Annotated in this window: 11 protein-coding genes; 1 reads left to right on the top strand and 10 read right to left on the bottom strand. The window is 47.4% G+C overall.

Annotated features, from left to right (window positions below; all coding sequences use genetic code 11):
* Positions 1–21: 21 nt before the first annotated feature.
* The 6 genes from DXD11_RS05745 to recJ form a co-directional block, all read right to left on the bottom strand.
* Positions 22–636, bottom strand: a complete 615-nt coding sequence (locus tag DXD11_RS05745; RefSeq protein ID WP_022217474.1) for an HD-GYP domain-containing protein — start codon at positions 634–636, stop codon at positions 22–24.
* Positions 627–2,132 carry a coproporphyrinogen dehydrogenase HemZ gene (gene hemZ / locus DXD11_RS05740; RefSeq protein ID WP_118757954.1) on the bottom strand — a complete coding sequence of 502 codons (1,506 nt, stop codon included), beginning with the start codon at positions 2,130–2,132 and terminating at the stop codon, positions 627–629. Before hemZ ends, DXD11_RS05745 begins: the two co-directional genes overlap by 10 nt.
* Positions 2,133–2,153: 21 nt before the next feature.
* Positions 2,154–2,795, bottom strand: a complete 642-nt coding sequence (locus DXD11_RS05735) for an MBL fold metallo-hydrolase (RefSeq protein ID WP_070098441.1) — start codon at positions 2,793–2,795, stop codon at positions 2,154–2,156.
* 17 nt (positions 2,796–2,812) lie between these two features.
* The gene (locus DXD11_RS05730) at positions 2,813–5,257 is read right to left on the bottom strand and encodes a RelA/SpoT family protein (protein ID WP_199688729.1); all 2,445 of its coding nucleotides are present in this window, start codon (positions 5,255–5,257) and stop codon (positions 2,813–2,815) included.
* Positions 5,258–5,292: 35 nt separating this feature from the next.
* Positions 5,293–5,817 (bottom strand): adenine phosphoribosyltransferase, encoded by a 525-nt coding sequence (locus DXD11_RS05725; RefSeq protein WP_117549784.1) that lies wholly within the window; start codon positions 5,815–5,817, stop codon positions 5,293–5,295.
* Positions 5,818–5,880: 63 nt separating this feature from the next.
* Positions 5,881–7,764, bottom strand: a complete 1,884-nt coding sequence (gene recJ / locus DXD11_RS05720; RefSeq protein ID WP_117549786.1) for a single-stranded-DNA-specific exonuclease RecJ — start codon at positions 7,762–7,764, stop codon at positions 5,881–5,883.
* 269 nt (positions 7,765–8,033) lie between these two features.
* Here recJ and fucO point away from each other — a divergent pair, with 269 nt between their 5' ends.
* Positions 8,034–9,182: a lactaldehyde reductase gene (gene fucO / locus DXD11_RS05715; protein WP_015534330.1), complete on the top strand. Its 1,149-nt coding sequence runs from the start codon at positions 8,034–8,036 to the stop codon at positions 9,180–9,182.
* A 166-nt stretch (positions 9,183–9,348) separates the two neighbouring features.
* On the opposite strand, the gene DXD11_RS05710 is transcribed toward fucO, so the two are convergent.
* The 4 genes from DXD11_RS05710 to scfA all read right to left on the bottom strand — a co-directional run bounded on the left by DXD11_RS05710 (position 9,349) and on the right by scfA (position 14,018).
* Entirely contained in the window at positions 9,349–10,041 is a 693-nt protein-coding gene (locus tag DXD11_RS05710) for an HAD family hydrolase (RefSeq protein WP_242992639.1), read from the bottom strand.
* Between the two features lie 102 nt (positions 10,042–10,143).
* On the bottom strand, positions 10,144–12,336 hold the full coding sequence (secD, locus tag DXD11_RS05705; RefSeq protein ID WP_118757953.1) for a protein translocase subunit SecD: 2,193 nt from the start codon (positions 12,334–12,336) through the stop codon (positions 10,144–10,146).
* Positions 12,337–12,357: 21 nt separating this feature from the next.
* The gene (gene scfB / locus DXD11_RS05700) at positions 12,358–13,722 is read right to left on the bottom strand and encodes a thioether cross-link-forming SCIFF peptide maturase (protein WP_118757952.1); all 1,365 of its coding nucleotides are present in this window, start codon (positions 13,720–13,722) and stop codon (positions 12,358–12,360) included.
* A gap of 146 nt (positions 13,723–13,868) precedes the next feature.
* Positions 13,869–14,018 carry a six-cysteine ranthipeptide SCIFF gene (gene scfA, locus DXD11_RS05695; protein WP_015534334.1) on the bottom strand — a complete coding sequence of 50 codons (150 nt, stop codon included), beginning with the start codon at positions 14,016–14,018 and terminating at the stop codon, positions 13,869–13,871.
* Between the last annotated feature and the right edge of the window lie 46 nt (positions 14,019–14,064).

The raw sequence follows: 14,064 nt of genomic DNA, 5'->3' as shown, positions 1-14,064 counted from the left end.
TTATGTCACTATACACTTTTTTCATTTTTCGTCAAGACCTGGAATATCGCCGTGAAGCACCTGATCCACCCTGCTCATGATGTCTGTGGTGTTGATCAGCCGCTGGAACGCCAGGAACGCCCTCATGTCGAAGTGTCTCACCTCATCTATCACCATTCCAAATGCCGTATCCGCGTCAAATGCCTTCCTGTATGGTCTGTCGCTGACCAGTGCACTGAACACATCGCACACTCTGATAAGTCTTGCGCCGAGTGGTATCTCCTCGCCCCGCATCCTGTACGGATATCCCGAGCCGTCATAGTTCTCATGGTGATAGTGCACCATATCCACTATGTCCTGATCGTAGCCCTCACGCTTAAGTATCTCCGCGCCAAGCTTGGCATGCAGCCTGACGTATCTCATCTCCTCGATCTTCATCGCACCCTGCCGCCGTCCATATATGTAAGGACTCACCTGCAGCTTGCCCACATCGTGCAGCATTCCCGCCACGGCAACCTTGTGTATGAATTCCTCATCGCAGCCCAGCTCCCTCGCCAGCTCAGATGCCAGTATACTCACACACATTCCATGGCGCACCGCATCATTCATATCAACTGAATAGCATTCTTCTGCATCCTTCTCCAATGCTAATCCCATATAAATCCCGCTTTCTTACGCTCGATCATCTCATCTATTCGAGCTATATAATCGTCTACACTCTTACAATTCTCTATTCTGTCTATACGTGTCCCCTCTGTCACTCCGTCATGTCCTGGTCTCACCACAAGCTTCGATGAGCTTCCGGCACCGAGACCGATGATGTCAGTCCTCTCCTCCATGATGAGTATATTGTACAGGCACTCAAGCCCCGGCTTCGAGTAACCCACGTTCTCCAGATTGCCGGTCATGTTCTTCTGTCTGTACAGATAGTATGGATCAAGCCCCATCTCAGCCGCCGCCCTCGTAACAGCACCAAGCTGGCTGTCTATATCCGACTTCAGGGTGTCACGGTATTTGTCCATCTCTATGTTCAGATTCGCCGCCCTCTTGATGGCAAGGGTGTGAACCGTCAGACTTTCAGGGGAAAGCTCCTTCACCTGTCTCAGCGTGTTCTCCACACTGTCCGTGTCCTCTCCCGGAAGTCCCACTATCAGATCCATGTTGATGTTGTCAAAGCCCGCTCTCCGGGCATTCTCCATGGCTATGACCGTCTGCTCCGGCGTATGTGCCCTGCCTATGGTCCTTAATGTCTCCTCGTTCATGGTCTGTGGATTTATGCTTATACGCGTCACTCCGTGGCGCTTCATGACCTCAAGCTTGTCAAATGTGGTACTGTCCGGTCTGCCCGCTTCTATGGTGAATTCCCTCACCTGTGACAGGTCAAATGACTTCTCTATCATGCTGCAGAGTCTGTCCATATGCTCCGCAGATATGGATGACGGCGTTCCACCTCCCACATATATTGATATGAGCCGTTTTCCGGAATATGCCTCCGCAACGTATGCCATCTCTTTCTCGACTGCGTCCAGATATTCATCCACCTTATTCTTATATACCGCGATCGGATATGAGGTAAATGAACAGTACAAACATCTTGTCGGACAGAACGGTATGCCTATATACAGACAGTATTCGTCCTCCTCCGCCACAGAGTCTATGATTTTTTTCTCCCTGTCAGCCACCGCCACTGCCAGCTCGGCTTTCTCACGGGAGGTTCCATATATCTCCTGGTAGTTTCCTATTATATCCTCTGAGGTCATACCGGCTTCCATATAAGACACAGCTATCTTCGTAGGTCTGATACCCGTCAGGGAGCCCCACGGAAGTCTGCGGTCTGTATACTCCGAAAGCATGTTGTATATCGCCAGCTTTAACGGATTCCTCACGGCACTCTTATCCCGGCAGTCGCCATCCACAGGGATCTGTGTGCTGCACGCCAAAGTCCGCTCTCCTCCGTCTGCTACAGAATACAGCTCTATATTTATTCTATTGTCATCTATATCCGCCACAAGCGCCTTGTCTATCTCCGCCTTAAGCTCCGGCTTTTTGTCAAATATCTCCGGAACCACTATTCTTTCACCGCCGTAGAAGGCCTGGAGACTCACCCGGAGATCATTGTTGTAATCTTCTATATTCTGTATCAGTAATATCATATTTCCACCATGATCCGCCCATCAGAAGAACGGATTCATCTTCTTCTCTTTTCTTATAAGTGTTGTCTCCCCGTGTCCAGGGTACACCACGGTATCATCAGGAAGCACAAACAGCTTCTCTCTTATGTTCTCGAGCAGCGCATGCTCATCACCTGTAGGGAAATCCGATCTTCCCACACTGTATTTGAACAGCGTATCCCCTGAGAACAGTATATTCTCTGACTCGAAGTAATAGCACATTCCGCCTCTGGTATGTCCCGACACACTGATGCATCTCATCTCAGTGCCAAGCAGCTTCTTCACACTGCCGTCGCTCAGATAGTGATCCGTCTCAGTCTCTATCACCTTTTCAAATACACTGGTCATCATCGCCGACAGGTTCACCCTGCTGTTGCCGAGAACTTCCTTCTCGTCCTCCGAAGCATATGTATCCGCGCCTGTGAGCTTCTTCAGATCTCCCATCGCCGCCATGTGATCCACATGACCGTGTGTGAGATAAATGCCAACGCAGGTATACTCATTCTTCTTCAGTGTGTTGTATATATAATTCGCATTCCATGAAGGATCAATGACTATCGCCTCCCCGGTCTGCTCATTTGCCACTATATAACAATTCGTCTGGAATCCTCCCAGCTCACTTCTGATAACTTTTAATTCCGCCATATAAACCTTTCCGGCCATCAGCCCGTAGTTCTCTCTATATCAATTATATTATCAACATTCCTTATCTTGGCAATTATCGTATTCAACTGTTCCTTCGACTTGATTGCAAATGAGATCGTGATCGTAGCCTTGCCCTGCTTGCTTGTACGGCTGTTGATACTGTTTACGTTTATATTTGCCTCGCTGAGGATCTTGGTTATGTCAAATAATATGCCGTTTCTGTCATCCGCATATATATTTATCTCGGTCATGTATGTGTTCGATGCAACAGCGTCATCCTTCCACTCGGCCTCGATGACTCTGGCTCTGTCCGCCTCGCTCATGCACAACACATTTACACAGTCGGTACGGTGTATGGACACACCTCGTCCTCTGGTGATAAATCCTATGATCTCATCCCCCGGAACAGGTGAACAGCACTTGGAGAATCTCACGGCAACGTCATCTATGCCGTTTACGATTATTCCACCCTTGCCGATATGGTTGCCATGGTTCTTCTTCACCGAATACTCGTCCAGAACCTCAGCGTTCGTGGCAGTCTGTGGCTTGTGCTCCTTGTTGTACTCATCAATCAGACGGTTTACTATCTGACCTTCCTTGATTCCGCCATGTCCAACGGCGGCAACTATGGAATCCCAATCCTGGAAATTGTACTTCTTGTATATCTTCTCCTGATACTCAGGCTTTGAGTACATGGAGTAGTCTATTCCCTTTGATTTGCAGTAGTTCAGTATGAGCTCTCTTCCGCGGCTGATATTCTCATCCTTGAGCTGATGCTTAAACCACTGGTTGATCTTTGTCCTCGCCTGTGTACTCTTGACTATATTCAGCCAGTCACGGCTTGGTCCTGTGGAGTTCTGTGAGGTTATGATCTCCACACGATCTCCGTTGTTGAGCTTGGTATCTATAGGAACCTGTCGTCCGTTGATCCTTGCACCGACCATCTTGTTGCCCACCGCCGTGTGAATGGCATAAGCAAAATCTATAGGTGTGGATCCGCTAGGAAGGTTCTTAACATCTCCGGCAGGAGTAAAGCAGTATACCTGTTCAGCAAAGAGATCAAGGTCAGTCTTGACAAAGCTCATGAACTCCTTGTTGTCATCGGTATCCCTCTGCCACTCAAGGATCTGACGGAGCCAGGAGAGCTTTTCCTCCTCCTTCTGCATGACCGTACCGGTTATGTTCTCCTTGTACTTCCAGTGCGCAGCGATACCATACTCAGCCGTTCTGTGCATCTCGTAGGTTCTTATCTGTATCTCAAATGGCTGTCCCTCAGGTCCGATCAGTGTGGTGTGAAGGGACTGGTACATGTTGGACTTAGGCATGGCTATGTAGTCCTTGAATCTTCCCGGAATAGGCTTGTACATCTCATGAATGATACCCAGTGCTGAGTAACAGTCCCTGACCGTATTCACCTTGATACGTACCGCAAATATATCGTATATCTGATCCAGAGTCTTGTTCTGGTTCTTCATCTTCTTATATATACTGAAGAAATGCTTTACTCTTCCGTCTATCTCAGCCTCAAGTCCGGCATTATCGATATGCTTCTTGACATCGGCAACGACCCTCTTGATATAAGCATCCCTCTCGGTAAGCTTCTCATCTATCTGCGCCTTGAGATCCTTGTACACATCCGGCATGAGGTACATCATGGACAGGTCATCCAGCTCGACCTTGATCTTGCTGATACCAAGTCTGTGTGCGATAGGCGCATATATATCCATGGTCTCTCTGGCCTTCTCTATCTGCTTCTCCGGTGACTGATACTGGAGGGTTCTCAGATTGTGGAGTCTGTCCGCCAGCTTTATCAGTATGACTCTGATATCCTTCGCCATGGAGAGGAACATCTTACGCAGATTCTCCGCCTGAACCTCTATCTTGTCCGTGGTCATCTTGAGCTGTGTCAGCTTCGTAACTCCATCCACAAGGAAAGCAACCTCCTCGGAGAACTCCGCTGCTATCTCCTCAGATGTCATGACTGTATCCTCAACGACATCGTGGAGTATCCCTGCCACTATCGTCTCCTTGTCGAGCTCAAGCTCTGCCAGGATTATGGCCACATTCAGAGGGTGCATGATATAAGGCTCCCCGGACTTTCTGAGCTGTCCCTTGTGGGCAGCGTCCGCCACCTTATATGCCTTCTCTATCATAGTGATGTCGGCAGATGGGTGATATGTGAGTATCCTTGAGATAAGCTCCTTATACAATTCCTCCGGCGGTGTAAAATCTGCCGGTGTGGACAGATCTATCTCTCTCTTCGCCTTCATCTGCTTATTCGCCTGCTCCTCCAGCTTTATAAGTTCATTCTGAGGAACATTCTTGCCAGACGCAAGAGCCTTCTCGATGGCTGCTATTCCATCCTTCGTGGCCTGCTCCGAGGTGATAACACCTGCTTCCGCAGCCCTCTTTGTCTCCTGAGCTATTATATTGTCCTGTGTCTTATCCAATGTCTCTCCCATATGCTCACCACACTTCCTGTTTTATTCTGCCCTGATCATTCGCCCTCAAACTGTACTACTGAAGCCACGTCATATTTGGAAAGTCTCTCTCTTCCCTTCAAGTCTGTCAGCTCTATGAGGAATACCATCTTGACCACGATTCCGCCAAGGCTCTCTATAAGCTTAGCCGCAGCCTCTATGGTTCCACCTGTTGCAATAAGATCATCCACCAGCACGACCTTCTCACCCGGCTTGATGGAATCCTTATGTATCTCTATAGTAGCCTGTCCATACTCAAGATCGTAAGACATCTCCACGGTCTCTCTCGGAAGCTTGCCCTTCTTTCTCACGAGAACAAGTCCCTTGCCGTTCTTGTATGCCAGCGGTGCTCCAAATATAAATCCTCTGGACTCTGCTCCGGCGATGACATCGTAATCTACTCCCTCCAGCAGCTTGTCCATCTCATCGATGGCCAGCTTCATGCCCTCAGGATTCTCTGTTACACTTGTCACATCCCTGAATATGATTCCCGGCTGTGGAAAATCAGGAATACTCTTGATATACTTTTCTACCTCACTCATCTTACGTCCTCCTGTATGATATATATTACAAATGTACTTAATAGTATTCTCATCAAAGTCAGCTTATATTCCCTTGTTATAAGCCTCCATCTTCATCTGGAGTGAACGTCTTCCCATATATTCATTGATGGTCGGATAGTATGCGACATCTATCACTACGGCGTTCGGCTGACCATTTAACATTTTAACACATTCATCCTCTCCAAACCACTGTTTTATGTTATTCACAAATGTATCCGGATCAAAATCTATGGCATCCACGCACCTTCCGTACCCGGTATCAAGCTGGAGCTTCAGAAGATTTTTGTTTCTTCCAAGTATCTGCGCCCTTCGCACCGGTACTGCCGCCTGTGCAAACAGCGGTTTCCTGTTACCCTTTCCGTATGGTTCAAGCCTCTCGATCTGTTCCGTCAGCTCTATGCTGTTGTACGCCAGCGGCATGGCCACATCTATCATCAGCTTAGGTGTTATATCTTCATCCGTCAGCACCGCCGCTTCATTGAGCTTCCGCCTCAGCTCGTCAAGCCTCTCCTTCTCTATGGAAAAGCCCGCCGCCATGGCATGTCCGCCAAATGCAGTGAACATCTCCCGGAACCGGTTCAGCTCCTCGAACATGTTGTAGCTGTCTATGGATCTTCCCGATCCTTTCAGTATCCCCGGCGTCTCTGCGTCCGTGAACACCATCACAGGTCTTGTGTATGCCTCCTTGAGCCTGCTGGCGATTATTCCCACAACGCTCTCATGTACAGCCGGTATATACACCACAAGTACCTTGTCCGCAAGGGTAGCCGCCTGTCCGAACTCTCCGTTCACAGTGGCTGTCTCAAGCATATCTGTTATATGCCGGGCTCCGGCCTCCGTCATGCTCTTTCTCTCATTGTTGACAGCCAGCAGTTCCCTAGCCTTTGCCTCGGCGACATTTGGATCTCTCTCAAGCAAGAACTCAAGGCTCTGTTTCGCATCCCCCAGTCTTCCCGCCGCATTGATGCACGGCCCTATCAGAAATCCCAGATCATACGTTGATATCTTCTTCTCATTTCTGCCGCTGAGCATCATGAGGGCATTCAGACCCGGATTGCGGCTGTCCTTCAGACTTTCAAGGGCATATTTTACATAGAGTCTGTTCTCATCCACCAGATCCATCATGTCACAGTTGGTAGCCAGCCCCAGGATCTCCATGAATTCATTTACCTCGCTCTCGGCTATCCCGCATATCCTGTACATGTACTGGATGAGCTTGAACGCAACGCCGGCCCCGCACAGCCCCTTGAATGGATATTCACAGTCCTGCCTCTGATTGTCTATGACCGCATCCGCCTGGGGCAGCATATATACCCGCTCGCCGCCATCACTCTCCTCAAATGGGATCTGATGGTGATCCGTGACGATGACCGTAAGCCCGCGCTCCTTCGCATATCTCACCTGTTCTATCGCCGCTATTCCATTGTCGCAGGTTATGATAGTATCAACACCATCCGCTATGGCGGCATCTATAAGTCTTTTATTTATTCCGTATCCATCATGCACTCGATGTGGAATGTCGTAATCCACCACGGTGCAGTCATCAGCGCAGCTTCCGTGCAGCGCCGTCCATGTTCTCCGAAGGCCGAGAAGCAATATATAATTGGAGGTAACCCCGTCCACGTCGTAGTCCGAGATTATCCTTATCCTCCTGTTATCGCTAAGCTTTTCCTTTATTATCTCACCGGCTTCCACCATATCCTTCATCAGTGCCGGATCGTGCATGGAATCCCAGCCGCCATCAAGGTACATAGCTATGGCTTTCTCCCCGGTGACTCCTCTGTTCGTGATAACCCTCGCCACAACAGGACTCACACCGAACCTCTCGCCTATGGCATTAAAGTCCGCTCTTTTGCCCGCCACTCTCCACTCTGGCTTCTTCACATATTTATCTATTATATCCTTCTGCTCCGGTGTCAATGTCATCTTCTGTTCTCCGTATCATTTTATCGCAGGAACATATCCGCATCCCTGCTGTATCCATCCACATATTTTAGCAGACGCATTATGGTATTACCAGTGTAAATGCCGCCATTTTGCCTGTAAATGTTGACATTTCACCTGTTATGTCTATTTGCTTTTTATTGTATAAATGTTATAATAAATATACATTTTGAATATATCTTTTGTGCATTTTGATGGCAGTATCTGAAAGTTCTATCACAAATGCGCAGTGCAAAGGAGGAGATATTTTTATGGCAAACAGATTCGTACTCAATGAAACCTCTTACCACGGAGCGGGTGCCATCGCTGAGATCGCCACAGAGGCAGTCGGCAGAGGCTTCGCCAAGGCTCTTGTGTGCTCAGATCCTGATCTGATCAAGTTCGGTGTGACCAAGAAGGTCACCGATGTTCTGGACGGTGCAGGACTTGCATACGAGATCTATTCCAACATCAAGCCAAACCCTACTATAGAGAACGTGCAGCAGGGTGTGGCCGCATTTAAGGCTGCTGAGGCAGATTACATCATCGCCATAGGCGGCGGATCATCCATGGACACTGCCAAGGGTATCGGCATAGTTATTGCCAACCCTGATTTTGCAGACATCAGAAGCCTGGAGGGTGTTGCACCTACAAAGAATAAATCAGTTCCTATATTTGCAGTTCCAACTACAGCCGGAACCGCAGCAGAGGTAACTATCAACTACGTCATCACAGATGTTGAGAAGAACCGCAAGATGGTATGTGTTGATCCTAAGGACATTCCTGTTGTGGCATTTGTCGATCCTGAGATGATGAGCTCCATGCCAAAGGGACTCACAGCAGCCACAGGTATGGATGCACTGACACACGCAATCGAGGGTTACATCACCGCAGCCGCATGGGAGCTGTCAGACATGTTCCACCTCAAGGCAATCGAGATCATCAGCCGTTCACTCAGAGGGGCTGTTGCCAATACGCCTGAGGGCCGTGCTGATATGGCGCTGGGCCAGTATGTTGCAGGCATGGGCTTCTCAAATGTAGGTCTTGGAATCGTTCATTCCATGGCTCATCCACTGGGAGCTCTGTATGACACACCTCACGGTGTTGCCAACGCGATTATCCTGCCTACTGTAATGGAATACAATGCAGAAGCAACAGGAGAAAAGTATCGTGAGATAGCAAGAGCCATGGGCGTCAAGGGCGTAGACGACATGACCCAGGAAGAATACAGAAAAGCTGCAGTTGACGCAGTACGCCAGTTGTCAATCGATGTAGGCATTCCTACAGACCTTAAAGACATTGTAAAGCCAGAGGATATTCCATTCCTGGCACAGTCAGCCTACGATGACGCATGTCGCCCGGGCAATCCAAAGGAGACTAGCGTGGAGGATATCACCAAGCTCTACGAGTCATTGATCTAACTGACCCATTAGATCAAAATATGTCAGTCCTTTGCCGGGACTTACATATTATATATGGGACCTCACCAGTCCCCTTAAACCCCTAAAAACTAACTAAAAGAACTCCTGTTACAGAGGCTTTGCCGCTCTGCATCAGGAGTTCTTTTTTATTCGTCGGATCCATCTGTCATGCTCTGATGGACTCAAGAATATACTCTTGAAACTCATTCATATTCTTAAATATAAAATCTGCCTTATCCCTCATCTCATCATCCGGCTGCACGAGGTCCGGGATCATAGCAATCTTCATCCCTGCCGCATATGCTGCTCTGACTCCGTTGTATGAGTCCTCCACCGCCCATGCACTCTCCGACTCAACTCCAAGTTCTTCACAGGCCTTCAGGAATATATCCGGTGCGGGTTTGCTCCGATCTACCATGTCTCCACATACAAGCTTGTCGAAGTAATCTATCACCCCGAGGTTGATGAGCTCCATGGTGACTACCTCTTTTCTGGTGGATGTGGCAAGGGCACATGGTATGCCATTATCCCTGAGCATCTTCAGCATGTCTGTAACTCCCGGCTTCAGCACAAGCTCTCCCTCTGCCGCTGCCCGGTGGAATTCCGCCGCCATCTCAACCTTGAGGCTCTCATATCTCTCCTCATCCAATGTATCCTGTCCTTCATCACATCTTCCTTTGTACATCTGCACGAACAGCTTCTTCGCCGCCTCACGGTTGAGTCCAAGGGCAGCCATACAGAAGCTCTCTATGTCCTCTATGCCATATTTGTCCGCTGTCTTCTGCCAGCTCTTGACAACCAATTGTTCTGAATCGAGGATGACTCCATCCATATCAAACACCACTGCTTTACAATTCATATCTCTTCCATCTCCCAATAATACAACAGGCTTCCACAGCATCTCTGCCATGGAAGCCTGTTATCATCTGTCATCTGACATCCGTCCGATAACTTTATTCTATTAAGCATCTTTTTCTGTCTTACCAAGCTTTGTCTTCATGTAGTACCAGAGTGGACCTGTGATACATACTGAAGAGTAAGCACCGATAACTACACCAGCCATAAGTGTGAGAGCGAACTCCTTGATGGATGCCACTCCCATGATATACAGAACGAATATTGTAACAAATGTTGTGAGTGATGTATATATTGTTCTGCTGAAGGTCTGGTTGATACTCAGGTTGACTATATCCTTGTATGTGGCCTTCTTAGGCTTCATAACACCTATATTCTCTCTTACACGGTCGAATATGATGATCGTCGCATTGATCGAGTAACCCACTATGGTAAGCAGACATGCGATACATGTGTTACCAACTGTAAGTCTCAGTATAATATACAGACAGAATACCATCGCAACATCGTGGAGAAGTGCGATAACTGCACTTGCACCAAACTTCACATCATGGAATCTGATAGCAATGTATATAAGCATCAGAATAGCTGCAAGGATAACTGAGAATATAGCGTTCTTAGACATCTCGCTGCTGACCGATCCACTTATTACATTTGCCTCCTTGACATCTGCGCCAAGCTTGTCTGTGAGTGCGTTGCGCACCTTGGACATCTGTGAATCATCTGTTCCGTCATCTGAAAGTTCTGGCATCTTGAACACGATCTCATTTGTTCCGGATACTGTCTGAACTGATATTCCTGCCTCACCGATACCGGCAGCCTCTGCAATGACAGGAACTATATCTTTCTCAGCCTCGCTAAGTGAGTACTCTTTGTCAAAACCTACTGTAAGGCTTGTACCGCCTGCAAACTCAACACTGAAGTTAAGTGGTGAACCCTTTGACTTATTATTAACAGGCATCATACAGAAGCATGCGATGATCACAATGAGTGATCCGAGCATACAGAACTTACCTGCCTTCACGAAGTTTGTCTTCTTTGGCTCTCTTGCAACGCCGAAATACTTGGCATCTGTAACGCCGAGATTTACAAGCGCTGTGAGCAGTGACTGGCTGACTGCCAGAGCTGTGAATACTGACAGAACAACACCGATAGCCAGTGTGATCGCAAATCCCTTGATAGTACCTGTTCCGAATATTCCAAGTACAAGAGCTGCTATAAGTGTTGTAACGTTACCATCTATGATGGCTGACAGGGCATTGTGGAAACCACCCTTTACAGCCTGCTTTACGGACTTGCCATCCGCCAGCTCCTCTTTGATACGCGTGAATATGATTACGTTGGCATCGACCGCCATACCTACTGACAGTATAACACCGGCTATACCAGGAAGTGTCAGTGTAACGTTGAACAGATTGATGACCAGCAGATCAAGTATTGTGTAGAATGCCAGGGCAAATGAAGCTACAAGACCTGGAATCCTGAATACAATGATCATGATAAGGAACACAAGTGCAATACCGATCGCACCTGCCTTAAGGCTTGTGCTGATAGCATCTGAACCAAGTGTAGCTCCTACTATATTGGAACGAACCTGCTTAAGTGTAAGAGGAAGTGCACCGATACGGATAGTAGTAGCAAGCTGCTCGGCCTCCTCGTAGCTTCCGATCTTGTTGATTTCTGCGCTTCCGCCTGTTATGGCTGACTGTACTGTTGGTGCACTTACGACCTTGTTGTCATATATAATGTATACTATATTCCCAACATTTGCCGCGGTAACATCAGCGAACTTCTGAGCTCCCTCATCGGTAAATGCAAGCTGTACCACATTGTCATTGCCGTTATCTGAGTCAATTCCGGCTGTGGCATTCTTGATGTCATCTCCTGTAAGAGCAGCCTCATACTCCTGTCCCTTTGACCACTTTGTATAATTGTCCGGATCAAGGAACTCAAGCTTTCCCTCAATATTCAGGGCATTAAGTATCTCATCTGCATTTGTTACACCAGGGATCTCTGCCGTAATCTTCTTGTCTCCATCTTCATAGACTGAGTACTCATTGGTGTAGGCCTCTACACGCTGCTCAATCTTATACTTGGTATCCTCGAGATCCTTGTCGCTGTAATCATCCTCCTGAATCTCGTAAGTTACACTCAGACCACCCTTAAGGTCAAGTCCAAGCTTGATGTACTCGACTTTACCTCTGTCTGCAACACCGAATATTGCTGTATATATAGCAACACCCAGTATAAGCAGAAAGGCAATGATGACGAGCACAGCGTTTCTCTTTGTCTTCTTCATCGTCTTCTCCTTTTACCCTTTTTATTCCTCTTCTGCCTCATCGGCCATAGCCGCCTTCAGCATGATTGCACATTCTATACGCTTCTTCTGAAGCTCACAACCTATGTCATATGCATCAAGTATATTGCCGTGGAACTTGTATGAGTTGGCCGCACAGCCACCGCTGCAATAGAATCTTGCAAAGCAGTCCTTACACTTATCCTTGGCATATACATTGCACAGCTTGAATTCATTGACTATATCCTGATTCTTGATTCCATCAAATACATTTCCTATACAGAAATCGTCCTCACCAACGAACTGATGACAAGGATACAGGTCTCCCCAAGGGGTAACTGCCATGTACTCTGTACCTGAACCACAACCGGAAAGTCTCTTGGCTACACAAGGTCCGCCCTCAAGATCTATCATGAAGTGGAAGAAATTGAAGCCTCTTCCCTCCTTGTGTCTCTTGATCATCTCCTTTGCCAGGATGTCGTACTGCTCAAGCAGTACCGGTATATCCTCTTCCTTTATAGCATATGGCTCGTCCGGAAGTGATACAACAGGCTCAACGGATATCTGGTCAAATCCCAGATCTGCCATGTGAAGTACATCCTCTGAGAAGTCAAGATTGTTGTGAGTGTAAGTACCTCTCACATAGTAGCTCTTGCCTGCCCTCTTCTTGGCAAATTCCTGGAACTTGGAGAGTATCACGTCATAGCTTCCCTTGCCATTCCTGGTAGGTCTCATGTAATCGTGGACTTCCTTTCTTCCGTCTATGCTGAGCACCACGTTCGCCATCTCTCTGTTGGCAAATTCCATGATCTCGTCATTCAGAAGCACTCCGTTGGTAGTAAGTGTGAATCTGAACTTCTTGTCATACTTCTCCTCAAGGCTTCTTCCGTATTCCACGGTCTTCTTGACTACATCCCAGTTCATAAGCGGCTCACCGCCAAAGAAATCCACCTCGAGATTTCTTCTTAAACCGGAATTCGCAACCAGAAAATCCAGGGATTTCTTTGCCACCTCAAGTGACATAAGCGCCCTGTCTCCCTTATATTCTCCCTCACCGGCAAAGCAGTATCTGCAGGCAAGGTTACAGTCATGGGCGATATGCAGACACAACGCCTTGACAACTGTCTTTCTCTTCTTGAAATCTATAATATAATCTTTGTATACGTCATCTGTAAATAATGTTCCGTCCTCTACCAGTTGGGCTACCTCGTCATAAGCCTCGGAAACTTCTGCGCTGTCATACTGTGACAGTGCCTTTATAATCTGCTCTTTATCATTCTCCTCATATAAAGAAATAATATCATAGACAAGATCGTCTACGACATGTACAGAACCACTACAGACATCAAGCACTATATTATAACCATTGTTCTTGTACTGATGAACCATAATTCTCCTTCAATATATTCCATCGGATCTATCCGTGAAATTCTAATTCAAGGCGCCACACACGGCACCCTTATACACGCACTAAAGAGGACTGTCATCATAAACGACGGTCCCCTTTAGCTGATCAAATACAAACCTGTTACAAATTACTTGTTGTTAACATTCTCACAGCTCTGATTACCAACTGTGCATGATGTCTTACAAGCTGACTGGCATGATGTCTGGCACTCGCCACATCCACCCTTGACCATTGTATTCTTCATAGTCCTGTTTGTGAGTGTTTTAATTCTCTTCATTCTGGATACACCTCTCTTTTTATGTCATATATCGGGATTATAACAC

Source organism: Coprococcus sp. TF11-13 (genome assembly GCF_003481085.1).
In the GTDB taxonomy this organism is placed as follows: domain Bacteria; phylum Bacillota; class Clostridia; order Lachnospirales; family Lachnospiraceae; genus Coprococcus; species Coprococcus aceti.
Note: the sequence above shows the minus strand (reverse complement) of the source record. Positions and strands in the feature narration are given on the sequence as shown.